The following is a 26,206-nucleotide window of genomic DNA, read 5'->3' as shown; positions in this document are numbered from 1 at the left end:
TATAAATAATTTTTAGAGGTTATAGTATTGGGTAAAAAGAAATCAACTACGAATAAGTTTAATTTGAACGATTTAAAATTCTACTATGGTATCCCTCATGCACATTGTGCTTTCTCAACTGGAAAGGGTACTCCTATGGAAGCCTTTGATTATGCAAGGCATAACGGTCTTAATTTTTTAATTTTAACAGATCACAATAATTATTTAACTAAGCCAGTTAGAGTAAAAGGAAATGAATTGAGTAAATGGGAAGCTGCTAAATACCTAGCATCACGTTATAATAAAAAACATGATAACTTTTTAGCAATAATAGGATTTGAAAGTAAAACTAATCCTTTTGGTGACATCAACATAGTAAATCCTAATAGATTTTTCACCGGAACTGTAAACAACTTCCAATTACTCACTTTATGGATGCTCAATAATCCTTCCGCCTTTATATCGATTAATCATCCTCATAAACAAATAGAAAACTTAGAATACAATCCTATATTAAATAAATTGATAACATCTATAGAAGTTGGAAATGGTTCACATCCAAATAAATATGTACGATATGAAAAATATTATTATTTTTTACTTGATAATGGATGGAAATTAGGTGCCATAAATGGCCAAGATAATCATAGGTTGAATTTTGGTGACGATGAAAATTTAACCTGTGTAGTTGATACTGAACTTACAATTAATTCGTTAATTAATGCATTTAGAAATCGTCGAACTTATTCCACTGAATCTAGTACATTATCTATGTACTTTACTATAAATGATAATTTTATGGGAAACATAATACCTTTTAATAATGAATACTTACAATTTTCAATTTTTGTTCACGATTCTGTTCATAAAATATCAGAAATTCATATTATTTCTGCTGGAGGAACCGCAATAAAAAAAATATGTGATTTAAATTTAGATAGAATAAAATATCTGTATAATCATGAACCATCACCAAATGAACATTGGTACGTGATTAAAGTAATTCTTGACAATCATAAAATCGCCATAAGTTCCCCTATCTTTAGAGAATAAAGAAGTCGGTTTTTAATCCGACTTCTACTTATTTTTATTTCTTACTCTATTTGGTTTAGCTTTAGGTTTAATTATAATTTGTTTTTCGTTCTTTTTAGCCTTACCTGTTTGCATAATATCCATAAACCATAAGAAAAATAAAACAGGAAATAGTGGTAATATATATCTAACATATACATTATTTGTAGGTAAAAACATTTGAGCAATAAATAAAACAATTGCTATAGATAGTGGAATCCACTTGTTTATACGTACCTTAGTAAATATAAATTTCCTACATAATACATAAATCCCTAATATGATAACTAGGGTTAATATAAATGAAAGAATTGTAAATAAAATACTCATTAGTCACATATCCTCCTCGAAAAGTCTATATAATTAATATTAGTTTAAATTTATAATATTATCAAGCATTCTCAAAGCATTATTTAACATATTATAAATATTTTTCATTATATATGCATATAATTTTTTATCAAAATATCAAAATTATAAATTTATTTTTACAATATTATAGTTTTTGCTTTAATTTTAGCTTAATATTTGATAAAATAAAAAAAATGGACTACAAAATTATTAAGAGGTGATACAATGGCTTTAGTTTCAAATGCTCATTTGGATGAATTAGATTTACAAATATTAGAATTATTAATAAAGGATTGCAGAACTCCATATTTAGAAATCGCAAGAATATGTCATGTTAGTGGTGGTACTATTCATGTTAGAATGAAAAAAATGGAGGACTTAGGAATAATAAAGGGATCCAGAATCGTTTTAAATCTTGCTAAATTAGGATATGATGTATGTTGTTTTGTTGGTATATATGTAGACAAAGCCTCTTCTTTTAATTCAGTACTTGATGAAATGTCTAAAATAAAAGAAGTTGTTGAACTACATTTAACTACTGGTAGTTTTTCTATGTTTGCCAAAGTTGTGTGTAGTAATATATCTGACTTACAGGATGTTTTACTAAATAAAATTAACGTAATTACTGGAATACAAAGAACTGATACTTTCATTTCTTTATCTCAACCAATAGATAGAAATATTTCTTTATAAATTAATTTTGTAAAGAATAGCAAGTATAAAAACACATTTTCTGCTTATACTATATTTATATAAAAATGAAGGATGTGTTTTTATGAAAGTTTTAGATTCAATTGCACTTTTACTAATGATTATAGGTGGTGTCAATTGGGGATTAATTAGTTTCTTTCAATTTAACTTAGTTAGTTCTCTTTTCGGAAGTTTTTCATCATTAACTAGAATTATTTATGCATTAGTTGGAATTGCAAGTTTATATTCAATTTCATTTTTTGCTAAAGAAAGAGCTTCTTAAATTGTTAATCTTACATATAATAAGTATCGCTTCTTAAAAGAGTGATACTTTTTTTATTAATATTTAAATCCTTATAAGAAATTTTTAATGTAAAATTAATTTTTTTTTTTTACTTTATGGTATATAATATAGTATATTCTACATGTTAAGTTTACTAGGGAGGTTAGTATATATTTGCATACTATGTTGGATTTTAATTACTATACTTTAATATTTTATTTTGCATTTTACTCTTTTTCAGGTTGGTGCTTAGAAGTATTATATTATTTTAAAAATGAACATCGATTTGTCAACAGGGGATTTTTACACGGACCATTTTGTCCCATATATGGTTTTACTATATCATCTCTCGTTATAATTTTAGATAGTTTTAAAAATAATATTTTAATATTATTTTTATTAGGATTTTTCTTAACATCAGCGTTAGAATATTTGACTGGATTTGTTTTGGAGAAAACTTTTAAAGCTAAGTGGTGGGATTATGCAGACGATCCATTCAATATACATGGCAGAGTTTGTTTACCTTATTCTTTATTTTGGGGAACTTGTGAAGTTGGTGTAATACGAATTTTACATCCTATAGTTAATGAAGCGGTTATTCATATTCCAAGAATGTTTGGCAATATGTTTGTTTATGCTTTAGTTATATATTTTATTGTGGATCTTGGATTCACTTTATCTTCATTAGCACAAATTAATAGATTTTATCCTCTTCAATTTGCATCATCTAATTTCTTTTTTGAAAAACCTTTTCTAGTATTCAATTCTACACGAGAAAAGGCTCTCGATAAAGTAAAGAACTTTGAAACTGTCTTAGATAAAGTTAGATTTAATTTTAATAACAAAAAATTTCATAATTTACGTAATATTTCATCAAATCCATTTAATCATATATTTAAAACATTAAAAAATAAATTAAAAAAGGATTAAGGTAAAATTACCTTAATCCTTTTTTCTTTATATAAATAAAAAATAACAGATAAAATACTATACTATTTTATAACAATTACATTTGTAAGTTTTTAATCATAACTTGTAAAAAACAATTATAATTAAGACTTACAAATATGCTAAATATAAAATAACCACACCATTAATCTGTTATTTTTCACAATTATATTACATTCTATTTCATTTTCTTTATCTCATCAAACAACTCTATTGCTGCATTTCTTGGACCTTCCTTTTCTTGCCCTGGCACTCCTAAGCAAGTTCTGATTTGACCAACTTTAACTTGACCACTTTCAAACATAGCCTTAAAATATTTATCTATAAGAATATTTGTTTCCTCTTGCTTTTGTGCTGGTCCAAATGGATTTGCAAAAAAGGATTCTACAAGTCCTTTCTCAGTAGTCGTTCCTTTTGCCATTCTAGCACCTGCTTTAAATACTTTTATAGCTTCTTCAGGCGTTGTAAAATAATTTAAGTATTTTCCACCTTCTTCAGCACCTTCATAATTATTAGCATAGAAGAAGAAATTCACTGGATGTCCCTTAGTTATTTCCTTATATGATGATACTGGTACAACTAATCTAGCATTAACTTTGTCAGGATTCATAAATATACTTCTATCCATTTCTTTAAATGCATAACCTTGATCCAAGTCATCTAATCTAACAAAAGCGCCTATTTCTGTGCCATAACCATTGATTACACCATCTTCTATCTTAAATGTACCCATATCATCAAAGATTATAGTCATATCTGAAATATAATCCTCACTTAAACTTCTAAATGCCTCTAAACTTTCTGATTTACCAGCACCACTGTCCCCCATAATAACAACATTAGCTACGTCTCCACTCTTAAGAAGAATGTTGACCATAGATCCATGTATTGGTAAGAATCCTCTTTTTATCATTATTAAGTTATAAAGAGTCAATGTCATTTTCTTTATATAGCCAAAGTAATCAATTTTCTCTGAATGATTAATATATCCAAGCATTATATTATTTTTTTCATCATCATAAAATACTGTTTTAAGTTCTTCTCCTTCATCTTTAGCACCAAATACATATACAATATCTGGCTTTCTACCTCTTGTCTCTTCAGTTCTTGCCATTTCAAATAGATTACATAAAGTTATTCCATGTTCCATAAAATCTCTATGGAAATAAATGAAAGTAAGTAGTCCTCCAATTTTAGCTGGATAACAGAACCAATGATCCTTATTAATATCAGCATATTTTAATGGATTCTGGTCTACCTCAGCAAACATACCATCTCTTGTATTTTTCTTTGGATAAGTTATAAATGGAGTTTCTAAAAGTATATGATCTATAAAAGGTATATCCTCTAAAGCTTCATATCCTTCTGGTCTTGCCCATTCCAACTCATGTATCATAATACATGCATTTCCTCCAGCTGGAATTTGTCTGTAGACTTTTGGTTGATATCCTACAACATGCATTTCAATTTTTCTATATAAATTTAAAATTAAAGTTGAAAAATTAGCATTTGCTTCTGTAAAGCTAGCAGCTGCTAGACCTTGTTGTACTTTATATCTATGAACTATTGTATATCTTTCAAGTTTTCTCCAAAAAAGATAAAAATCTTCTATAAATGCTATAAATCTGTCTTTATCTTGTAAAAGTGATTCATAACGCTCATTTATATTAATAACTTCTTCTAAATTCATAACTGTTAAATATTTTATAATTTGTATCAAATCTCTTCTAATATCTATAAGACTGTCTGTTTCTAATTCTTGTTTTAAATATCTATATGATAATGAATTCTTCTTTTTAGCTCTTCTCAAATAGACTTCTAAAATTCGTCTAAATCCACTACTTTCTAGTATAGATTCAAAACTATTACAGTACTTAGCCGTAAAGTTTATCATTACCTTATCATTGCTCATTGAAAATTCTTTTTTCATTAATTAACCCCCCGATATGAATTTTTTAATACTTATAAATTGCATTTTTTCATTGAATTCCTGCATATTGATTTAATTATATCATATTTTTTGCAATATTCAACCTATGTTTTTTGCATTTTTGTATCATTTGTAATTACTTACAGCTAAGTTTTTTCATCTATCATCGCATTGAAATCGTATAAATAAACTTTATAATTTTATGTTATATTATATTAATAATAATGAAGTTAAATTTGATTTTTATAAATAATACATATTATTTTATTTTTTTATCGATGCTTGTTCGTGATGTGATTATTGAATTTATTATTGAATTATATTCCCCCTTTTCTTGTTTACAATATTTTACTATAATTGTAATATATATCATGTAAATTGTTGGCATTATAAATTCTTTTAATAATATCTACGTTTATATTTTTTTAATATTATGCTGGAATAGTTTATAGATAGGAGCGTTAACTTAAATTTATGATTAAACATTATCGAATTAATTACAAACATTCATTTCTGTACTTAGTTATCATATTATTTTTTACTTTAATAACAGGATATAATATTTTATTAACCTCTGAAGACGATTCCTCCCAACTACAATCTAATAAAATGCTTGTACACTATATAGATGTAGGCCAAGGTGATTGTATTCTTATTCAAGTAAACAATAAAAATCTCTTAATCGATTCAGGTCCAAAATCAGATAAGAAAAAGTTTTTAAATTATTTGAATTCACTTAATTTAAAAAAACTTGATTACGTAATTGCAACTCATCCCCATGAGGATCATATTGGTAATATGGCTAATGTAATTAACTCCTATAAAATTACTGATTTTTATGCACCAAAGATTCAGTCTAACACAAAAACCTTCGAAAATATGGTAGATGCTTTAAAATCAAAGAAATTGAAAATAAACGTAATAAAACGTGGAACTAATACAATTAATCTCGGTAATAATACACGGGTTACAATATTTTCTCCAACAAAGAATGATTATGAAAATTTAAATAATTATTCACCTGTAATGAAAATTGAATATGGTAAAACATCATTCTTATTTACTGGAGATGCTCAAAATGATATAGAAAAAGAACTATTGTCTAATAATGATGACATAAGTGCTGATATTCTCAAAATAGGTCATCATGGTTCATCAACATCTACAAGTGAAAATTTTCTAAAAAAAGTTAATCCTTCAATAGGTGTGATTTCTGTAGGAGAAGGTAATGTTTATAATCACCCAAACGATGATATCCTTGAGCGTTTGAAAAAAAACAAAATTACTATTTATAGAACAGATACAAATGGTACTATAATATTATCTTCTAATGGTAAATTAATAACAAAAAAGTAAATATAATACTTTCTAATAGATAATTTTTTTGGTATTAAGTAATTCATTTACTATTTTATTGTTTTTTTGCATCAATATCTCTTTACTTATATATAAGAAATATTGACATCAAATATTCATTGAGCTATCATAGAATTATTGTTAAAGTGTACGCAATCGTGATAAATACATGATGCACAATTTTAAATAAGGGATATAATAAACTATAGGCTATCTTAATGCTTAATTATTATTCTTTAAATATCCCTAAAATACATGAAAAACTAAATTTATAGGAGTGAAAAATATGTCAAATAAAATTAGAACAAGATTTGCACCTAGCCCTACGGGTTACATGCATGTTGGTAATTTAAGAACAGCTCTTTATGCTTATCTTATCGCTAAACATGAAAATGGAGATTTTATCTTAAGAATAGAAGATACTGACCAAGAAAGATTAGTTGAAGGTGCTGTTGATATTATATATAACACACTTAAGTTAACAGGTCTTAATCACGATGAAGGCCCAGATGTTGGTGGAGACGTTGGACCTTATGTACAAAGTGAAAGAAAAGATATTTATCTTGAATATGCAAAAAAATTAGTTGAAAAAGGTGAAGCTTACTACTGCTTCTGCTCTAAAGATAGATTAGATATGCTTAGAGAAAATGCTGAAGCTCTAAAAAGACCATTTAAATATGATAAACATTGTGCTCACCTTTCAAAAGAAGAAATTCAAGAAAACTTAGAAAAAGGTATTCCTTATGTAATAAGACAAAACAACCCTACTACTGGAACTACTACTTTTGATGATGTTATTTATGGTAAAATCTCTGTAGATAACTCTGAACTCGAAGACATGATTTTAATTAAATCAGACGGTCTACCAACTTACAATTTTGCTAATGTAGTTGATGATCATTTAATGGGTATAACTCATATAGTTAGAGGAAATGAATATCTTTCTTCTTCACCTAAATATAACAGATTATATGAAGCATTTGGTTGGAATGTTCCTGTTTATGTTCATTGTCCTCCTATTATGAAAGATGCTCATAATAAATTATCAAAAAGAAATGGTGATGCATCATTCGGAGATCTTATGGATAAAGGTTACCTAAAAGATGCTGTACTTAACTACATAGCTTTACTTGGATGGAACCCTGGAACAAACGAAGAAATATTTACACTTGAAGAATTAGTTGAAAAATTCGACTATAAAGATATAAGTAAGTCTCCTGCTATTTTTGATGATGCTAAACTTAAATGGATGAATGGAGAATATATAAGAAAACTTAGCTTAGATGAATTCCATGAGCTTGCAATACCACAATATAAAAAGGTATTAAAGAAAGATTTTGACTTAAAAATAATCTCTGACTTATTGCACACAAGATGTGAAGTATTAAGTGATATTCCGGAACAAATAGATTTCCTTGAAGAATTACCACAATACTCAACTGATCTTTATGTTCATAAAAAAATGAAGAGTACAGTAGAAACTTCATTAGAAAACTTAGAAAAAGTATTACCTCTTTTGGAATCTATTGATGAATCTAACTGGAATTTAGATTACCTTCATGAAAAAGTATTTGAATTAATTAAATCTTTAGAAATCAAGAATGGACAAATGCTATGGCCAATAAGAACTGCTCTTTCTGGTAAATCATTCACTCCAGGTGGTGCTTTTGAAATCGCAGTAATCTTAGGAAAAGAAGAATCATTAAATAGAATGCATAAAGGTATTGAACTTTTAAAGGCAAACTTATAAATTCATAAAAATACAGACCTAAAGATTTTATCCAAAGGTCTGTATTTTTCAATAAAAATATCCTTGATAAAAATATTTTTATACAGCTGATAATAATTATTTTTAAAACTACCTTAGTAATTTAAATACATTATCTCTATTGATATTTAAAGATTGAAATTCCAATGCATAAGCATTATTATAAATTGATTGTTGCATTTGCAGTTTTGCATCTTTTTCATATTCACTTATCCCACCCAAATTGAATAATTTATTAATTGAAATTATTGATTCTGAATATTCATCCATAAATTTAGTGTATACATGGTTTTTTTTATCATTTACATCTTTTATAGCCTTCTGTACTGGCTTTAATATTCTTTCTTCAATTATAGAAGTTTTTTTTAACAATGTTTTTACACTTATCTTACTTTCAAAATGTTTATTATTAAACATATTCTTTTCATCTTTTTCCTTTAACTGGCCATTATCTACTGAACCTGTATCTAATGTTATATTAAAAGAACTTGATAATATTATATTGTACTTTCCATTTGAATCCTTTATAGGAATAGCATTATCTGCTATAGTATTACTTTCTTCCTTAGATTTATTCATTAACTTTGCTAATCCATTCAATAACTTTTCTGCCTGCTTTTCGATATCACCTTTATCCTTATCATTCAAATTAGGATTTTTATATTGCTCTGATAATTCTCGAAGTTCATTACCAACTTCTTGTATAGCACTTAAGCTTGTTTCTTTTTCTTGTAAAATCAACATTCCATTTTGAATATTTTCTTCTGAGTCTTGACTCATTGCTAACTGCATTTTCATATTTCTTATCTTCTGTTTCATAAGTTCATCTTGATTTTTTTTATTATCTTTTTTTTCAATACCAGTAATATTGCTACTTTTATTTAATGCACTTTGAGTCTTTCTGTAATTATTGTATTGCTTATTAAATTTATACATAATACTTTCTTTGTTATTTACATTCATACTTCTTGCATCTAAACTTATATTATACATAATATTTCACCTTTCAAATAAAATTTTTAGGAATTAATATACTCCATAAATTTCTGATTGCTTAATTAATATATTGATTTAGTAACTTAATAAATTAACCTCTTAAAATTTTATAAATTCAATTGCTAATTTATCATAATTATACGATAATTAAACATATAATACAAATTATTGAAACAGATATTGAAAATACAAATTATTATATACATAATGATTAAATTATATTTCATTCTATACTTTATATAATTTAGTTTCATTACTCAGATACATGTGAGCATATATAAAAAGGGACTCCAAAATCATGGAGCCCCTTTTTAAAAGTAAGGTACTGTACTTACTTCTATAAAGAAATCTAGTGTTTACATTTAATTTGTTTATTAATTTCCTATCTTTAAATTGTCGTCAAACATGCTTTCACTTTCATCATTGTTATTAAAATCAATTAAGTCATCTATGCTTTCATCTTCTATAATTTCTTCAAATATATATTTTTTCCAATTTATATAGATATAATATAGATTTACGACATCTTGCTCATTATAAAGAAGAATCTTTTCAATTTTCTCCTCTGGCATTCGTTTAAAGTAATTTTTATCTTTCATAACCTTATGAAAAGTTTTTGCTAAATTAGAGCCACTTATTACTTCACCTTCTCTTATGATATCAAATATTTTTTCTAAATTTTTAAGCCCTATAGATGAACTCTTATCTTTCTCATATTCCTTCTGAATATCAATTGAATCAAATTCCTCGTCAAAATTGTAATAAATCTTATTTTCATTAAAAAGATAATTAATAACTGTAAAATCATTATTACCTGAAAAAGTCACTATGGCTTTCTTTCCTTTTTTCTTCATCTTTATGAAATAATTTCTTGCAAGATATAATATATCTATAGCTTCATCCCTATCCTCAATCATATATTGAGTAACTAAAATCTTACTATTCCTCTTATCAAATTCACATGCTCCAAAAACTCCAATACACTTGGGTTTTTTATACACATAATGTTCAAGATCAAAGAAAATAAGATCTTCAGGATTATACTCCCTATCTTGAGGTTTTATCATAAATTCATCACTATATTCTTCTACATTCACCTTGTTCTCACGAATAATCACAGTACCACTCTTTCCTATAGAAATTGTATATCTTCAATATCTAAATTGTATATTACATCCTTTCTCTCAACTATAACATTAACTTTTTCTATTAACTCTCTATCTTTTATCACTTTCTGTAACAGCTCTTTTGTTGGATTCATACAATAAGGATGTCTAACCTTCTTGAACATAGTATAATCTCCAGCTGTATCTCCATAAGCATAACTTTGTTGTAAATCAATATCATATTTTTTCACAAAATTATTTATTGCCTTCTCTTTGCTAATACTGTCCCACATAGGAGTAACATCACCTGTATATATACAATTTTCATCTACTGTATATTGTGCTCCTATATGGTCTGTAAAGCCATATTTTTTTGCCATTTCACCTACAAGTTCTGAAGGTGACCCTGATATAATAATCAAAACATGATTATTATCTTTATGCCATTTTATCCTATCCCTTGTAAACGTGTATACTCTATCACCTTTTTGTTCAACAATTTTCTTTGCTATATATTCCATACGATATTTTTGCAACCCTTTAATAGCTTCAACATATATATCTACCATTTTTAAAAGATAATCGTCATAATCACCTTGTCTTCTATCCCATCTCATGAAATCTTGCCTTACATCATTATACCATCTTTCAGGCCCTATAATTTCATATTTTACCATTTTTTTAAAGACTTCTGTTATTAATCCCTCTCTATATAAAGTACCATCTAAGTCGAAAAAAGCACCTATCCGCGACATTAACTCACATCCTCTTCAGTTTTATTAATATTCAAATTTTATTATACTTTATTTTTTCAATTCAGAAAAGATTCAAATATCCATATTAGCTGCTCTTTACTACATTATATTTTTTTATATTAGGTATGGAACTACATATAGATAATTAAGTTTGAAATATTTCTTAGTTTATGTAAAATAATTGGTTTCTTTCAAATAAACAGTAAAATAGTTCTATAATTTTTACAAATCGCTCAAATTCATGTTTAAGAAATTTTATTGTTCATTCTAAATTTTATATTCATCATCTAGTATTATTAATTTAAACTTAAAATCGAATATTTATAATGAAATCATTTTACAAAAAAGTTGCAATTTCATTTATATCTTTTCTAATTTTTCTTCTAAGATTATCATCCGCTGCATATCCAATTGCTATCGCAAGCCTAATCCTCTTTAATTTACTAATATTTAAAAGCCTTTTTAATTTTTTTTCATCAAACCAACCTAAAATGCAGGTTCCTAAATTTTGTTCTGTTGCAGCTAAACAAATATGTTCCGCTGCAATTCCTATATCTACCGACCTATAATCTTGCTGCTTAATCAATGCCCCTGTTCTTGATGTTAAATTTCCGCCTTCTTCTACTACTATAATAAATGCTGGACATTCAGTAGTGAACTTATTCATAACTTTATCTTGCAAACACATTGCCACCTTAGGTGATAGCTCTTTGTTATTTACTACAACAAAATGCCATGGCTGGCTATTGCATGCAGATGGTGCTAATCTTGCCGCTTCAATACACTTAATTAACTTTTCCTTTTCTACATGTTTATCTAAATATTTTCTGCAACTTTGACGTTTATTTATTAAATTCAAAAATTCTTCCATAAAAATCCTCCTTTTATAATATTAATTATTCTAATCGCTCTTTTTTAACAAGCTCTGTATTTTTTTCTTTAAATTTTAAAAATAACTTATTATAATATATTCTTATAGTTGCCATTGTAGGAGATGCAAGTATCATTCCAATAGGACCAAAAAAACCACCCCCGATAGTAACTGCAAATATAATCGCAAACGGACTTATTCCAACTTTCTTTCCAATAAGTTTAGGTTCAAGATACCAAGCATCAAATTGTTGAATTGCTACTAATAAAATGACTACAACTACAGCTCTCATGGGAGAAGTAAAAACAGTAACCATAGAACTAATGATAATTCCTATTAATGGTCCAAAATACGGAATCATATTAGTAAATGCAACAACCACTGCAAGTAATGGTGCATATGGTGCTTTAACTACAACAAGACCAATTAATGAAATTCCTCCTATTATCGAAGAATCTATTGCCTTTATTCCAATATATGTTCCTATCATATGATTATATGTTCTAATAAAATCTATTAAATAAGTTCCCTTTTTTTCTTTTAAAATCATATAAACAATAGTTCTAGCTCTATTTACAAACTTTTCTTTATCACCTAAAAGATATACTGAAATTAAAAATCCTAAAATGACATTAACTAAATTTGATGTAAATGATAGCAAGTAGATTACAGCGTTTTGTAATAATTCCACTGTAAGATTTCCAACTTGAGTTGATGTTTGTTGAATATTGCTTAATAATCCAGCTTGAGTTATTAATTCATTAACTCTTTCATTTTTCAAAATATCATTAATCCAATTTTGTACAACTTTAACATAGACAGGTACATCCTTAGTTATATTTAATATGCTATCTATAGTACTTGGAATTGTAAAAAACAATCCTATAAAAACCATTGCCACTAGTATAAAATACGTAAGTGCTATTGATATAGATCTTTTTATTTGAAATTTCCTTTCAAATAAACTGACTACCGGATTTAATATATATGCACAGATTAGTGAATATATAAATGGAGACATAATAGATATTGTTTTCTTTACCAAACCAAAAAAATAGTCATAATTATCAATCAGTTTATATCCTACAACTCCAATCAATGCAAAAATTAGAATATCCCTATACTGAATATTTCTATTTATAAACATATTTCGTTTCCTCCTCCCTTTAAATTCTTCCATTATAATGTTTAATTATATCATACATCCATTTTTATTGTTACCAACATAAATTTGTAATCTAAATAAGTAATTTCACTTTTAATAAAAAAAACTAAAATATTGGTAAAATCCTATGAACATTATGGTTTTAAAATAAATATATAATAGTATAAAAAAGAACGTAATTACATTATAGCCTTGCAATCACGTTCTTTAAACAGAGTGAAATTAAATTCACTCTATATTACATTTTTTCTACTACATCTATTCCTAAAAGTTCTAGACCATTTTTTATTACTTGTAATGAAGCCTTAACTAAATTTAATCTAGTTACTTTTAAATCTTCATCTTCTAAATTTAATACTGAATGTGCATTGTAGAATTTATTAAATCCTTTCGCTACTTCAATAACATATCTTGTTAAAATAGATGGCTCTAACTTATCTAATGCTAAAGTTATCATATTATTAAAGTTAGCTATACTCTTAACTAATTCAAATTCTTCTTTTGAAGATAACTTACTATAATCAACAGTACCGTTGCAATTAGTTGCCCTATTTAATATGCTATTACCTCTAGCATATGAATATTGTACATATGGACCTGTTTCTCCTTCAAAAGATAATATTTCTTTCCAATCAAATACAATATCTTTTTCTCTAGAGTTTTTAAGATATGTAAAGATTACTGCACCAACACCAATCTTCTTTGCTATTTCTTCTTTATTTTGAAGCTCTGGATTCTTTTCATTTATGACTTCCATTGTCTTTTCAACTGCTTCTCTTAATAAATCATCAAGTAAAACTATTGATCCATTTCTAGTTGAAAGCTTTCTATCTGCAAATTTAACTAATCCAAAACCTACATGAACACAATCTTTTGCCCATTCATGCCCTGCAAGTTCTAATACTTTAAATACTTGCTTAAAATGTAATGCTTGAGGAGTTCCAACTACATATACGCATTTATAGAAGTCATAAGTCTTCTTTCTGTACATAGCAGCAGCTAAATCTCTAGTTGCATATATTGATGCTCCATCAGCTTTTAGAACGATACATGGAGGCATATTGTAATCATCAAGCATTACAACTTGCGCTCCATTGCTTTCTACAAGTAATCCCTTATCTTTTAATTCATTAACTACTACATCCATTTTATCATTATAGAACGCCTCTCCATTTAATGAATCAAATTTAACATTTAGAATATCATATACTCTTTCAAATTCCTTTAAGCTTAAATCTCTAAATCTCTTCCAAAGTGCTGTTGCTTCTGCATCTCCTGTTTCTAATGCTTTAAAGTACGCTCTTCCTTCATCTTCTAAACTCGGGTCTTTTTCTGCCTCTTGATGGAACTTAACATATATTCTAAGCAACTCATCGATTGGTGCTTTTTCTAACGCTTCTTCATCTACCCATCTATTATATGCTGATATTAATTTACCAAACTGAGTTCCCCAATCACCTAAATGATTTAATCCTACAGTATCATATCCTTCTTTTTTAAACATTTTATATAAAGAATTACCTATAGCTGTAGTAAATAAGTGGCCAACATGAAAAGGCTTTGCTATATTAGGTGAGGAATATTCAACACATACAGTTTTCCCTTCACCCACATTTGATGATCCATAACTATCTCCATCTTTCAAAACTTTTTTAATTGTATTTTCTGCAAATACACCCTTATCAACAAAGAAATTAACATAAGGTCCAAGATTCTCTATTTTTTCAAATCCATCAGTATTCATAGCTCCCTTAAGTTCTTCTGCTATCATGTTAGGTGCTTTTCTCATAATTTTTGATAGTTGAAAACATGGAAATGCATAATCCCCCATTTCTGGTTTTGGTGGAATTTCTATCAATCTTTCAATAGTTTCAATATCTAAATCCACATGAGTTTTAATTAATTCTGCAACTTTAACTTTATAATCCATAAATATCCTCCTTAAATTTTTTCAATAAAAAAAACGTCTCTTATAAACAAAGAGACGAATTATTCGCGGTACCACTCTAATTGCATTCTATTATACATTAATATAAAATCAGAACTAATATTATCTTATTTAATCAATATTAGTTTTAAACGGTAAAATTAATATAAATAAAATACCACTTAAATTTTAACGCAATTTTATATGCGACCATCCTTACTTAATTTCAGGTGATTTCTCCAAGGCTCTCTTCCTGTCAATATATCCTATAGGGCTTACACCTTTTCCCTACTCGCTTAAGGAATCTATTAAAGTACTTTCCTCTTCATCGAATGTTTCCATATTAATCTTCAATACATTATACAAATTTCATTAAAAATTGTCAACTTAATCATAAGCTAAAAAATACTATATATAAGAAATACAAGTTTTTCTAACCAATTATTTATTATCCCTGCTGGTATTGATATTATTCTGCCTCCAGCAAATATAAGCAATAGCATTATTAACATTTGATATTGATAAAATCTTTCTTCAAATCTATAAAATGTATCCGGACGTAAATCTCTCAAAAGACTAAACCCATCTAATCCTGGTATTGGAATTAAATTAAATAATCCAATATTTACATTTATCATAATTGTAAGACTTATCATTGAATGTAGTACACCTGCCAACGCATCTGGCAAAAATCCATATACAAATCTTAAATACATTCCTAAAATTAACGATGATACTATAGCAACTAAAAAATTAGCAATTGGTCCCGCTAAACTTACTTTTAAATCATCTTTATAATAATTTTTATAAGATGAAGGATTAGTTTGCACTGGTTTTGCCCATCCAAATTTAAAAAGCAAAACTGCAAAAAATCCTATTGGATCAATATGCGCAATTGGATTTAAAGTTAATCTACCTTGAAATCTTGGAGTCTTATCGCCTAATTTATCTGCTACTAACGCATGAGCATATTCATGAAATGTAAATGCAATAAGCATTCCTGGAATCATTAAAATAATACTAAGTATTGAATCCATATTCTCCTCCTTTTTTGATTGTGCATTATACACATATGTGTTGTATTATATCACAATTCTACTTGAATTTTATAGATATATTGATAATTTAGGCACATGAAAGAACATAAAAAGTTCCAAATGTCATTATTATTTTTCATCAGGCAATGAAGCAGATTAGTTTCATAGCCGACCTATTATACTAATATACTGAATCGCTTACTCAGTGAGCATATGCGAATCGAGCTTCCTCTGATGAAAAATAGGCTTGGCAGATGAACTTGTTATTTTTTTAAATGTACCTTATATAATTAACATTATTAATTATACAAAATAGATGAAAGCATATTTATAACATAAATTATTGATATACTTTCATCTATATATTTATTTAACTTACTTTTTTGAGCTAGTTGTTCCTAAGTTTTTATAGGATAGTTTTCCGTTATTATCCGCAGTTGCTATGAAGCCTTCTTTAATTTGAATAAGCGTTCCATCATACTCTACTTCTTCTCCTGTAGTAAGATTTTTTACTTTTCCCATGAGACAATCATTAACCAAAATCTCACCCTTATTACTAAAATAGATATCCTTTCTATTCACAACTGCATCAAGTGTTATTGTCTTCCATGATGATGTATTTTCATCAACCTTACCATATATTATACTTGATATCTTATCACCATTAAGTTCACCAACATACACTACATCATCTCTGTCTATTCCAAGAAGTGCTAACTTTTTATTCGAATTAAATGTTAATTGCTTATTAGGGCTTGTAACAAAGAATTTACCATTTACTTCATCTTCATAAACTAATCTATCTTCATGAGGTATTACTTGCATATTACCTAAAATATTAGTTTGAAGATTTACCTTATTTAGATCATTATTTATATCTATTCTATAAACATTGCTCTTTAATCCGCCTTTATAAACATCTATGTAATAAACACCAGTTATAGTAGATTCAGTTATTTTCTTAACTTCCATATCCTTTTCATAGGAACATATATTACTAACAAATGTTTCTGTAGAGTTCTTAGGGTTATATGTTATAAGCTGAATTTTTGATTCTCCATTTACGTCAACTTTTTCAGCTATTATAAGTCTATCTCTATCTGATAACCATTTATAATATAGAATTTCTCCATTCTTTTCTGTTTCTACCTTATTAATTGTTCCTGTTTTTGTATCTTCCATATATAAACTACTATCTTTATCGTAACTTAAATAAGTTCCACCATAAGATATATTAACATCTTGCGCATCCTTTTGAATAGTTGCATTAATGCCTTTTGTCTTATCCTTTTGTGTTTCCATTTTTATACTCTTAAAATCCGATGACTGCTTAAACACAAAGTTATTTAATATAAATAATACGCCAACTTGTAATATTAAAGATAGTGTTGCCCAAGCAATTATCTTTCTAGACTTTTTCATAACTCGACCTCACCTTCTGCTTACTTAACAATAACTGCTGTTGGGATAGTTCTTTCACCCATGCTATATGATGGTGTATTGATAACCTCTCCATCATAATACATTGTTGTTGATTTTCCACCATCTAGATTCATTGCATTAACTGCACCTAACTTATATATAACCTCTTGAGCTTCTTTTAATGTAGCACCTAAGCTAGTTACACCTCTACCATCTATGACTAATAGAATTATGGCTCCATCTTTTCTTTGTCCTATTACTGTCCTTGGTGCTATACCCCAGCCACCATCTCCACTCATAGGTGTCATCTTACCATTAATAACTAATGATGGTCCAAAACTTAAAGCTTCTTGAATTCCTTGTTCTTCAAGGTCGGCTACAGAATATTTTCCTACAATCATTACACCTTCTTTAGTCATTCCAATCAAATCCGTTGTACCATTTTCACCCAAATCATTATACACAACTTTTCCGCCACTCATTATTAAACCACTTGGGAATCCACCATTTCCAGTCCAAAGTGAATTTGATGATTGATCTGTAAATGCACCGCCATTTATTGCAGCAACAGCATTATTATTCTCAGCAATCTGAGATGTTGTTTCTCCTTCTACTTTTAATTTAGAAGTATATCCAATTTTAACTCTTGTTGGATCTTTTACCACAAGATAATATCCTGTATATTTAGAATTGTCAGCAATATTATAACGTTCAATTGTATCGTCTTTTACTTTTGGAATTTGAATTTCAGATTTATTAGTTGTTTCATCACCTGTATCTGATGAATTTTGTCCTAAAATTTCCTCTATTTTTTTATCTGATAAAAACCATTTAGCTAAGTATTGATGATTCATTGAAGTCATAGCTGCTCCAACATATGTACTCTTTGCATTGTCAAACGGCCCATATAATAGTAAAAAAGGAAATGTGAATGCTGTGAAAAGTAATTCAAAAGCTAGAAATGACAATAAAGCCACAAATGAAATTTTGTTTACTTTTTTTCTTTCCTTTTTTAATTTTGACCTAGACTTTAACTTTATATTCTTATTTTTTATATTTTTATTCATTACATTATCCTCTCTAGAAATGCCTTTTGTCTACTCACATCTTTTAAAATATACCAAGACTAATTATATAATACTTCTATAGAAATTACAATAATTTCACTTTTTCTATTTTATATTATATATTAAAACTTCAAACGATAAATTTATATAAAGTTATGCTTTATTTTATTATTTGCGGAAGTTTAAAATATTATTTTCTATTTTGATATCCTTCTATAAAGCACAATATAATTATGTAGGAAATCCAAAAATTATATTACTCTAATACCTTTTACATTTGCTAAACATGGATGTTGATTACTCTGAATTACTAATTAATAATTCTTAAGCAAATATGATTGAAAGTAAACTAGATTTTAGGCACATGAAAACTTTACTATCTATATTTTTATTATGGTATAATCTATTATAGGAGGGTGCTACATTATGGAAGAGCAAATTTTAAATGAATTACAAAAAAATAACGATTATGTATCTGGAGAATCTCTAAGTTCTACTTTAAATGTATCAAGAACTGCAATATGGAAACATATTAAAAATTTAAAATCCAAAGGCTATATTATCGAAGGAATATCAAATAAGGGCTATAAATTATTATATTCTCCTGATTTATTAATCAAAAACGAACTTTCTCCTTTATTAAAAACATATAAGATTGGAAAAAATATTGTTCACTTTGATAGTATAACTTCCACCAATATCAAAGCAAAAGATCTTGCTAAAAATAATGCTGAAGATGGAACTATAGTCATTGCTGAAGAACAAAATCTCGGAACTGGACGTTTCAATAGAAATTGGATTTCTCCTAAAGGTGGAATTTGGTTTACTTTAATTTTAAGACCAACTTTGCCTCCAACGGAAGCTCCTAAAATAACCCAAATTGCTGCTGCTGCTATTCACAAATGTTTAATAGATTTAAATATTAACACTCAAATAAAATGGCCTAATGATATATATTTAAAAAACAAAAAACTTTGTGGTATATTAGCTGAAATGAAATGCGATATGGATATTGTTCACTATCTAGTTTTAGGTATTGGTATGAATATTAACATAGATGAAAGTTCATTTGATTCCACTGTAAAATCAACAGCCACATCATTAAAAATTGAATATAACAAAGAATTTTCAAGGAAAGAAATTTTAGCAAATTTTTTAAATCATTTTGAACAATTATATAACGATTTCTTAGAGAATCTTAATCTCTCTGAAACAATATCAATATGCAGAGAAAATTCAAATATCTTTGGAAAACAAGCAAAGTTGATTACGCATAATAATGAAGAAATCATAACTTGTGTTTCATTATCAAATACCGGTAACCTTATTGTTAAAGACAGTAATGGTATAGAAAAAGAAGTACTTTCCGGGGAAATAAGTTTTAAAGGAATGCTAAAATAAAGTTTAAAAAAGGAATCGAATTTAAAACTACATTCGATTCCTTTTATTTTCATTGTTTTGCAACTAATCATTAATTTCTTTTACTATTTATTAAGTACTTTTTGAATATTTGATTTTAACACACTTGCAGATTCTTGTAATCTTTTTAATTCTCTTTCATCTTTAAGTTCCGGATTAACAATTCTTACCACACCACTACTATTCACAATTGTTGGAATTGCTAAATAAACATCATCAATACCATATTGTCCTTCCATCAAACATGATACTGTCAATATAGTATTCTCATCTCTTAATATAGCTTCCACTATTCTAGTTACTGCTAATGCTACTGCAAAATAAGTTGCATTTTTCCTACTTATTATTTCATATGCAGCATTTTTAACATCACTTTCAATTACTAATTTAACTTCATCATCCCACTCTAAATTAAACTTTTTAGCATATTCATCAAAACTTTCCCCTGCTATACTTGCAGTACTCCAGCTTACCACTTCACTATCACCATGTTCTCCTAAAACATATGCATGAACATTGTTATTATTTACATTTAAGTACTTACCTATTACATATTTTAATCTTGATGTATCTAATACAGTACCTGATGCAATAACCCTTTCCTTTGGAAATCCTGATAATTTATAAGTTATATATGCTAGTACATCGCAAGGATTACTTACAACTAATAAAATTGCTTCTGGACTAGCTGCCGCAATTTCTGGAATGAATCCTTTAAAGATATTATAATTCTTTTCAATTAAGTCTAATCTAGTTTCTCCTTCTTTTTGAGCTGCTCCAGCTGTAATTATAACTATATCTGAATCTTTAGTCTCACTAATATTTCCTGCATAAATATTAACTGGCTTTACAAAAGATGTTCCATGAACCAAGTCCATAACTTCTCCCATAGCTTTATCCATATTAATATCACATAAACATATTTCAGTTGCTACTCCACTATTCATTAAAGCAAATGCTGTAGTCGCTCCTACAAATCCTGCTCCTATTATTGATACCTTACGTTTTCTTTCTATCATTATTCGCTCCTCCTAAGTATGCCTTAATAACATTACTATTCCCATTTAGTAAAATTATTATTAATTTCTATTAATTAATACGTGATAACGTAAACAGTTAACGTTTATATCAATTAATAGTTATTCTCATTATAATGTATATTAAATTAAATAACAAGTAAATATTAATCTGCTCTTGATTATATTCTTCTTTTCTCTGCGCAATTTATTTGAATTTTCCCGTAAATACTATATAATTAACTTAATGACCTATTTTTAATAATTTATGACTCATGTACAAATACGGAGGTACAATTTAATGAAATTATTGTTTTTTGATACAGAAACAACAAGTGTAAAGCCAGGCAGCATATGCCAATTAAGTTATATAACTGTTGACGCTAGTGTAAAGCCACAAATTACTACAGGCAAAAACTTTTTCTTTACAGTTGATGAAATGGATCCTTCTGCACAAGAAATTCATGGATTTTCATTAGAAAAACTTTATGAATTATCTAATGGACAATACTTTGAAGATTTAGTTCCAGAATTTATTCAAGATTTTGAAGAAGCAGATTTTTTAATAGGACATAATGTTAATTTTGATGTTAGGTTTTTAAAACATGAACTTTCAATACTAGGCGAAAATTTCATTCCTAAAAATACATTCTGCACTATGGCTTATTATAGAGATATTTGTAAAATTCCAAAGGCAAATGGAGAAATTAAAAATCCTAAATTATCTGAAGTAATTGACTGGCTTAATATATCAAGCACACAAATTGCTGAAACATCTGAAAAATTATTCGAAGGCAGCGGTAATTATCACGATGCAAGATTTGATACAGCCGCAGCATATTTAACTGTGATAGATGGTTTGAAAAAAGGATACTTTCCTAAAGGATATTTTACTAATCTTCTACAATCTAAAAATAAATAATATTAGTTTTAAAAATAGAAGACTATTATAACAAAATATAGCACATGTATTTTGTGTATAATATCTTCTATTTTTTATTGCTTATCATTAACACCTTGCTAAAATAATCATATATTATAATTATATTTGTATTACTCTTAATCTAATGTTTTAATTTTGTCAGGAGCATATAAATAAAAACAACACTTTTAAAATTGTGTTGTTTTTGAATATGCCTAATATTAAGTTATAATATAAAATTTAATTACTTTTGTCTTGTTTAATATTATAAATGAGGTGGTAAAATGAAAAAATATGTTTGTGAAGTATGTGGATATATATATGATCCTGAAATTGGTGATCCTGATAATGGAATCAAACCTGGTGTAGATTTTAATGATCTACCTGATTATTGGGTATGTCCTATATGTTCTTTCAACAAAGATAATTTTTCTATTGAAGAGTAATTTCAAATATATATAAATATTAAATAATATATATTAAATTTAATATGTTTTATAAAACTAATTTTATAACTTTCCTTACAATTCCCCTATGTGATAAATTTATAGTGAGAAGACTATAAGAACTTTTTTTAATATTGTTCCTATAGTCTATTTATTTAAATATTTATTCAAATATTTCCTTTTGATACCTTTTAGTTGTCTCCTTATCCATTGCTTCTACACCTTCTAGTGGATATTTAATTCCCAATCCTTCATATTTATTTACTCCTAATAAATGATATGGCAATAATTCAACTTTTTCAACATTGGGAATCTTATCAACAAATTCTTTAAGTTGTTTTAAATGTTCCTCTTTATCTGTTATTCCTGGAACTATAACATGCCTTATCCAAATCTTAGTGTCATTTTTTTTCATCGCTTCTAAAAATTTTAATGATTCATCAATTTCCATTGAAGTTATATTTTTATATCCTTCTCTTGTAATATGTTTTATATCAAATAAAACTAAATCAGTATATTTTAATATTTCATCATATTCTCCAAATCCATATCCTGCTGTATCAATACATGTATTGATATCTTTCTTTTTGCATAACTTTAATACTTCCAAAAGAAATTCTGGCTGTCTTAAAGGGTCTCCTCCTGAAAATGTGACTCCACCGCCACTTTTTTCAAAGTAAGGTTTAAATCTTTCTATTTTTCTTACTAATTGTTCTGGAGTATATTCCTCTCCTCCATTTGGTGACCATGTATCTGGATTATGACAAAACTTGCATCTCAATGCACATCCTTGAAAAAATACAACCACTCTTATTCCGGGTCCATCTACTAACCCCATTGATTCAATCGAATGAATTTTTCCTATAATCATTTACCCAACCTCCATTTTATCAAGGCACAATTAAATAAATAACAAGTCCATTTGCCAGTCTATTTCCCATCATAGGAAGCTCGACTCGCATACGCTCACTGAGTAAGCGATTCACACCAAATCAAAGATTTGGGTTCTCTGCTCATCGGCAAAATACCATAATAGGCTAGCTATGATGGCACTTTCTCTCCTTGCCTGATAAAAAATATCCATGGCAAATTGGACTTGTTTCTTATTTTCATGTGCCTAAAACTTTGCATATTCATATAATATATTTGCAAACAACATAATAACTTTTTTTATTTTGCTATATAAGTAAAACCTTGGATTTGAAAGTGTTATCCAAGGTTCTACAATTATATTTCTATCTAATATTTAGTCATTTTAGTATAAATACTTATAAAAAATCTCAAATAACTAAATTACATTTTTGCATGGAATGTTCTACTCACAACATCTAGTTGTTGTTCCCTTGTTAATTTAATAAAGTTAACAGCATATCCCGAAACTCTGATAGTTAATTGAGGATATTTTTCTGGATGATCCATAGCATCTAATAATGTTTCTCTATTAAATACATTAACATTTAAGTGATGAGCATCTTGAACAAAATATCCATCCATCATTGCACTTAAATTAGTTATTCTATCTTCTAGTGATTTACCTAGTGCATCTGGAATAATTGAGAATGTATTAGATATACCATCTTGTGAATATTCATATGGCAACTTAGCAACTGAATTTAATGATGCTAATGATCCACTTTCATCTCTTCCATGCATTGGATTAGCTCCTGGTGCAAATGGCTCTCCCTTTTTTCTTCCACATGGAGTAGTACCAGTTTTCTTTCCATAAACAACATTTGAAGTTATAGTTAATACTGATTGAGTATGATATGCATTTCTATAAGTCTTGTTTTTTCTGATTTTTTTCATCATATTTTCAACTAAGAAAATAGCTATTTCATCAACTCTATCATCATCATTGCCATACTTAGGGAAATCTCCTTCTATTTCAAAGTCAATTGCTATTCCCTCTTCATTTCTTATTGGTTTTACCTTGGCATATTTAATAGCTGATAACGAATCTGCACATACTGAAAGCCCTGCTATACCGCAAGCCATTGTTCTAAATACATCCCTATCATGTAATGCCATTTGTAAACTTTCGTATGAATATTTATCATGCATATAATGAATTACATTTAATGTATTAACATAAAGATTAGCTAACCAATCTGTCATAACATCAAATTTTTCCACAACTTCATCATACTCTAAATATTCTGAAGTTATCGGCTGCATCTTAGGACCTACTTGAATCGCCAATTTTTCATCTTTACCACCATTTATAGTATAAAGTAAAGTTTTAGCTAAGTTAACTCTTGCTCCAAAGAATTGCATTTGCTTACCAACTTTCATTGCTGATACACAACAAGCTATTGCATAATCATCACCCCAGTAGGTTTTCATTAAATCATCATTTTCATATTGTACAGAACTTGTATCAATTGAAACTTTTGAGCAAAAATCTTTAAATCCTTGTGGTAATTGAGTAGACCATAAAACAGTTAAATTTGGTTCTGGTGATGGTCCTATTGTATATAATGTATTTAAAATTCTAAATGAATTCTTAGTAACTAATGTTCTTCCGTCTAATCCCATTCCGCCAATTGATTCTGTTACCCAAGTTGGATCTCCTGAGAATAATTCATCATATTCTGGAGTTCTTAAGAATTTAACTAATCTTAATTTCATTACAAAATGATCTATTATTTCTTGAGCTTCTGTTTCTGTTATAATTCCATTCTTTAAATCTCTTTCTATATAAATATCTAAGAATGTAGAAGTTCTTCCTAGTGACATTGCAGCTCCATTTTGCTGCTTTATAGCACCTAAGAATCCAAAATATAACCATTGAACAGCTTCTTTAGCATTACTAGCTGGTTTAGATAAATCAAATCCGTATCTTTGCCCCATGCCCTGTAATTCTTTTAATGCAACTATTTGATCTGAAATTTCTTCTCTTAATCTGATAACATCTTCATCAAGAGTATTGACTTCTAAACTCTTCTTCTGAGCTAATTTATCTTCAATTAATTTATCTATTCCATATAATGCAATTCTTCTATAGTCGCCTATTATTCTTCCTCTACCATAAGCATCTGGAAGACCTGTTACTATGCCACTTTTTCTAGCTAATTTCATTTCATCTGTATAAGCATCAAAAACACCTTGATTATGAGTTTTTCTGTATTTTGTAAATATTTCTGATATTTTTGGATCTACTTCATAACCATACGCTTTAGCAGCATTTTCAGCCATTCTTATTCCGCCTTGAGGCATAACAGCTCTCTTAAGCGGAGCATCAGTTTGCACTCCTACAATTTTCTCAATTGCTTTATCTATGTATCCTGGTTCATATTCATTTATTCCAGATATCGTCTTAGTATCTACGTCTAAAACTCCACCATTTTCTCTTTCTTTTTTAAACAATTCACTTACTTCAGCCCATAATTTATTTGTATTCTCAGTAGCATGAGCTAAAAATGAATCATCACCCTCATATGGTTTATAATTAGTTTGTATAAAATTTCGAACATCAATGTTTTTTTCCCATTTTCCGCCTTTGAAATCATCCCATTGTTTAAACATAATGTTTCCTCCTTTGTATTTGTAACTATACAAAAATCGTTGATTTATATTACAACTTCATTGTAATATAAATTCATACAAATTAAAAGTTTTTTAAAACTTTGATTTAAGCCTTTGAAATCCTAATATTTATTTTTATGAGCTGTATAATTATAT

Annotated in this window: 23 protein-coding genes; 9 read left to right on the top strand and 14 right to left on the bottom strand. The window is 27.6% G+C overall.

What is annotated here, in order from left to right; translation table 11 throughout:
- Positions 1 to 27 precede the first annotated feature (27 nt).
- The gene (locus CLSA_RS06225) at positions 28 to 1,032 is read left to right on the top strand and encodes a CehA/McbA family metallohydrolase domain-containing protein (RefSeq protein ID WP_022744561.1); all 1,005 of its coding nucleotides are present in this window, start codon (positions 28 to 30) and stop codon (positions 1,030 to 1,032) included.
- A gap of 24 nt (positions 1,033 to 1,056) precedes the next feature.
- Here the strand turns inward: CLSA_RS06225 and CLSA_RS06220 are convergent, their stop codons facing one another.
- A complete protein-coding gene (locus tag CLSA_RS06220; RefSeq protein WP_022744560.1) occupies positions 1,057 to 1,380 on the bottom strand; it encodes a hypothetical protein in 324 nt (107 codons plus the stop codon).
- Positions 1,381 to 1,626: 246 nt separating this feature from the next.
- Between CLSA_RS06220 and CLSA_RS06215 the strand changes: the two genes are divergently transcribed.
- From CLSA_RS06215 to CLSA_RS06205, 3 genes are all read left to right on the top strand, one after another.
- Positions 1,627 to 2,094 (top strand): Lrp/AsnC ligand binding domain-containing protein, encoded by a 468-nt coding sequence (locus CLSA_RS06215; protein WP_022744559.1) that lies wholly within the window; start codon positions 1,627 to 1,629, stop codon positions 2,092 to 2,094.
- Positions 2,095 to 2,176: 82 nt separating this feature from the next.
- The gene (locus CLSA_RS06210) at positions 2,177 to 2,374 is read left to right on the top strand and encodes a DUF378 domain-containing protein (RefSeq protein WP_022744558.1); all 198 of its coding nucleotides are present in this window, start codon (positions 2,177 to 2,179) and stop codon (positions 2,372 to 2,374) included.
- A 183-nt stretch (positions 2,375 to 2,557) separates the two neighbouring features.
- On the top strand, positions 2,558 to 3,304 hold the full coding sequence (locus CLSA_RS06205; protein WP_041716493.1) for a putative ABC transporter permease: 747 nt from the start codon (positions 2,558 to 2,560) through the stop codon (positions 3,302 to 3,304).
- 196 nt (positions 3,305 to 3,500) lie between these two features.
- Here the strand turns inward: CLSA_RS06205 and CLSA_RS06200 are convergent, their stop codons facing one another.
- Positions 3,501 to 5,252 carry a phosphoenolpyruvate carboxykinase (ATP) gene (locus CLSA_RS06200; protein ID WP_022744556.1) on the bottom strand — a complete coding sequence of 584 codons (1,752 nt, stop codon included), beginning with the start codon at positions 5,250 to 5,252 and terminating at the stop codon, positions 3,501 to 3,503.
- A 474-nt stretch (positions 5,253 to 5,726) separates the two neighbouring features.
- Here CLSA_RS06200 and CLSA_RS06195 point away from each other — a divergent pair, with 474 nt between their 5' ends.
- Together CLSA_RS06195 and gltX are read left to right on the top strand one after the other, a co-directional pair.
- Entirely contained in the window at positions 5,727 to 6,608 is an 882-nt protein-coding gene (locus tag CLSA_RS06195) for a ComEC/Rec2 family competence protein (protein ID WP_022744555.1), read from the top strand.
- 286 nt (positions 6,609 to 6,894) lie between these two features.
- Positions 6,895 to 8,358 carry a glutamate--tRNA ligase gene (gene gltX / locus CLSA_RS06190; RefSeq protein ID WP_022744554.1) on the top strand — a complete coding sequence of 488 codons (1,464 nt, stop codon included), beginning with the start codon at positions 6,895 to 6,897 and terminating at the stop codon, positions 8,356 to 8,358.
- A 108-nt stretch (positions 8,359 to 8,466) separates the two neighbouring features.
- Here the strand turns inward: gltX and CLSA_RS06185 are convergent, their stop codons facing one another.
- The 9 genes from CLSA_RS06185 to CLSA_RS06145 form a co-directional block, all read right to left on the bottom strand.
- On the bottom strand, positions 8,467 to 9,369 hold the full coding sequence (locus CLSA_RS06185) for a hypothetical protein (RefSeq protein WP_022744553.1): 903 nt from the start codon (positions 9,367 to 9,369) through the stop codon (positions 8,467 to 8,469).
- Positions 9,370 to 9,746: 377 nt separating this feature from the next.
- Positions 9,747 to 10,490: a ribonuclease H-like domain-containing protein gene (locus CLSA_RS06180; RefSeq protein ID WP_022744552.1), complete on the bottom strand. Its 744-nt coding sequence runs from the start codon at positions 10,488 to 10,490 to the stop codon at positions 9,747 to 9,749.
- Positions 10,491 to 10,504: 14 nt separating this feature from the next.
- Complete coding sequence (locus CLSA_RS06175) at positions 10,505 to 11,233, bottom strand: HAD-IB family hydrolase (protein ID WP_022744551.1); 729 nt, start codon at positions 11,231 to 11,233, stop codon at positions 10,505 to 10,507.
- Positions 11,234 to 11,570: 337 nt separating this feature from the next.
- Positions 11,571 to 12,104 carry a nitroreductase family protein gene (locus CLSA_RS06170; protein WP_022744550.1) on the bottom strand — a complete coding sequence of 178 codons (534 nt, stop codon included), beginning with the start codon at positions 12,102 to 12,104 and terminating at the stop codon, positions 11,571 to 11,573.
- Positions 12,105 to 12,129: 25 nt separating this feature from the next.
- The gene (locus CLSA_RS06165; protein WP_022744549.1) at positions 12,130 to 13,251 is read right to left on the bottom strand and encodes an AI-2E family transporter; all 1,122 of its coding nucleotides are present in this window, start codon (positions 13,249 to 13,251) and stop codon (positions 12,130 to 12,132) included.
- A 256-nt stretch (positions 13,252 to 13,507) separates the two neighbouring features.
- Entirely contained in the window at positions 13,508 to 15,199 is a 1,692-nt protein-coding gene (gene argS / locus CLSA_RS06160) for an arginine--tRNA ligase (protein ID WP_022744548.1), read from the bottom strand.
- A 395-nt stretch (positions 15,200 to 15,594) separates the two neighbouring features.
- Complete coding sequence (locus CLSA_RS06155) at positions 15,595 to 16,233, bottom strand: site-2 protease family protein (RefSeq protein WP_022744547.1); 639 nt, start codon at positions 16,231 to 16,233, stop codon at positions 15,595 to 15,597.
- 375 nt (positions 16,234 to 16,608) lie between these two features.
- On the bottom strand, positions 16,609 to 17,655 hold the full coding sequence (locus tag CLSA_RS06150) for a hypothetical protein (protein WP_022744546.1): 1,047 nt from the start codon (positions 17,653 to 17,655) through the stop codon (positions 16,609 to 16,611).
- Positions 17,656 to 17,675: 20 nt separating this feature from the next.
- Complete coding sequence (locus CLSA_RS06145) at positions 17,676 to 18,722, bottom strand: phosphodiester glycosidase family protein (RefSeq protein WP_022744545.1); 1,047 nt, start codon at positions 18,720 to 18,722, stop codon at positions 17,676 to 17,678.
- 426 nt (positions 18,723 to 19,148) lie between these two features.
- Between CLSA_RS06145 and CLSA_RS06140 the strand changes: the two genes are divergently transcribed.
- Positions 19,149 to 20,123: a biotin--[acetyl-CoA-carboxylase] ligase gene (locus tag CLSA_RS06140; RefSeq protein WP_022744544.1), complete on the top strand. Its 975-nt coding sequence runs from the start codon at positions 19,149 to 19,151 to the stop codon at positions 20,121 to 20,123.
- An 83-nt stretch (positions 20,124 to 20,206) separates the two neighbouring features.
- Here the strand turns inward: CLSA_RS06140 and CLSA_RS06135 are convergent, their stop codons facing one another.
- Positions 20,207 to 21,160 carry an L-lactate dehydrogenase gene (locus tag CLSA_RS06135; protein ID WP_022744543.1) on the bottom strand — a complete coding sequence of 318 codons (954 nt, stop codon included), beginning with the start codon at positions 21,158 to 21,160 and terminating at the stop codon, positions 20,207 to 20,209.
- A 298-nt stretch (positions 21,161 to 21,458) separates the two neighbouring features.
- Between CLSA_RS06135 and CLSA_RS06130 the strand changes: the two genes are divergently transcribed.
- Positions 21,459 to 22,079, top strand: a complete 621-nt coding sequence (locus CLSA_RS06130; protein WP_022744542.1) for a 3'-5' exonuclease — start codon at positions 21,459 to 21,461, stop codon at positions 22,077 to 22,079.
- A 284-nt stretch (positions 22,080 to 22,363) separates the two neighbouring features.
- Positions 22,364 to 22,525 (top strand): rubredoxin, encoded by a 162-nt coding sequence (gene rd / locus CLSA_RS06125; protein WP_022744541.1) that lies wholly within the window; start codon positions 22,364 to 22,366, stop codon positions 22,523 to 22,525.
- A 163-nt stretch (positions 22,526 to 22,688) separates the two neighbouring features.
- Here rd and pflA read toward each other — a convergent pair whose 3' ends face one another.
- Positions 22,689 to 23,396, bottom strand: coding sequence for a pyruvate formate-lyase-activating protein (gene pflA, locus CLSA_RS06120; RefSeq protein WP_022744540.1), 708 nt, complete (start codon positions 23,394 to 23,396; stop codon positions 22,689 to 22,691).
- A 422-nt stretch (positions 23,397 to 23,818) separates the two neighbouring features.
- Positions 23,819 to 26,050, bottom strand: coding sequence for a formate C-acetyltransferase (gene pflB, locus CLSA_RS06115; protein ID WP_022744539.1), 2,232 nt, complete (start codon positions 26,048 to 26,050; stop codon positions 23,819 to 23,821).
- Between the last annotated feature and the right edge of the window lie 156 nt (positions 26,051 to 26,206).

Origin of the sequence: Clostridium saccharobutylicum DSM 13864 (assembly GCF_000473995.1) — a bacterium.
Taxonomy (GTDB): Bacteria; Bacillota; Clostridia; order Clostridiales; family Clostridiaceae; genus Clostridium; species Clostridium saccharobutylicum.
Note: the sequence above shows the minus strand (reverse complement) of the source record. Positions and strands in the feature narration are given on the sequence as shown.

Coding starts and splice junctions, on each gene's coding strand:
- CLSA_RS06220 (WP_022744560.1), bottom strand. CDS start 1,380: ATGAGTATTTTATTTACAATTCTTTCATTTATATTAACCCTAGTTATC.
- CLSA_RS06215 (WP_022744559.1), top strand. CDS start 1,627: ATGGCTTTAGTTTCAAATGCTCATTTGGATGAATTAGATTTACAAATA.
- CLSA_RS06210 (WP_022744558.1), top strand. CDS start 2,177: ATGAAAGTTTTAGATTCAATTGCACTTTTACTAATGATTATAGGTGGT.
- CLSA_RS06205 (WP_041716493.1), top strand. CDS start 2,558: ATGTTGGATTTTAATTACTATACTTTAATATTTTATTTTGCATTTTAC.
- CLSA_RS06200 (WP_022744556.1), bottom strand. CDS start 5,252: ATGAAAAAAGAATTTTCAATGAGCAATGATAAGGTAATGATAAACTTT.
- CLSA_RS06195 (WP_022744555.1), top strand. CDS start 5,727: ATGATTAAACATTATCGAATTAATTACAAACATTCATTTCTGTACTTA.
- gltX (WP_022744554.1), top strand. CDS start 6,895: ATGTCAAATAAAATTAGAACAAGATTTGCACCTAGCCCTACGGGTTAC.
- CLSA_RS06185 (WP_022744553.1), bottom strand. CDS start 9,369: ATGTATAATATAAGTTTAGATGCAAGAAGTATGAATGTAAATAACAAA.
- CLSA_RS06175 (WP_022744551.1), bottom strand. CDS start 11,233: ATGTCGCGGATAGGTGCTTTTTTCGACTTAGATGGTACTTTATATAGA.
- CLSA_RS06170 (WP_022744550.1), bottom strand. CDS start 12,104: ATGGAAGAATTTTTGAATTTAATAAATAAACGTCAAAGTTGCAGAAAA.
- CLSA_RS06165 (WP_022744549.1), bottom strand. CDS start 13,251: ATGTTTATAAATAGAAATATTCAGTATAGGGATATTCTAATTTTTGCA.
- argS (WP_022744548.1), bottom strand. CDS start 15,199: ATGGATTATAAAGTTAAAGTTGCAGAATTAATTAAAACTCATGTGGAT.
- CLSA_RS06155 (WP_022744547.1), bottom strand. CDS start 16,233: ATGGATTCAATACTTAGTATTATTTTAATGATTCCAGGAATGCTTATT.
- CLSA_RS06150 (WP_022744546.1), bottom strand. CDS start 17,655: ATGAAAAAGTCTAGAAAGATAATTGCTTGGGCAACACTATCTTTAATA.
- CLSA_RS06145 (WP_022744545.1), bottom strand. CDS start 18,722: ATGAATAAAAATATAAAAAATAAGAATATAAAGTTAAAGTCTAGGTCA.
- CLSA_RS06140 (WP_022744544.1), top strand. CDS start 19,149: ATGGAAGAGCAAATTTTAAATGAATTACAAAAAAATAACGATTATGTA.
- CLSA_RS06135 (WP_022744543.1), bottom strand. CDS start 21,160: ATGATAGAAAGAAAACGTAAGGTATCAATAATAGGAGCAGGATTTGTA.
- CLSA_RS06130 (WP_022744542.1), top strand. CDS start 21,459: ATGAAATTATTGTTTTTTGATACAGAAACAACAAGTGTAAAGCCAGGC.
- rd (WP_022744541.1), top strand. CDS start 22,364: ATGAAAAAATATGTTTGTGAAGTATGTGGATATATATATGATCCTGAA.
- pflA (WP_022744540.1), bottom strand. CDS start 23,396: ATGATTATAGGAAAAATTCATTCGATTGAATCAATGGGGTTAGTAGAT.
- pflB (WP_022744539.1), bottom strand. CDS start 26,050: ATGTTTAAACAATGGGATGATTTCAAAGGCGGAAAATGGGAAAAAAAC.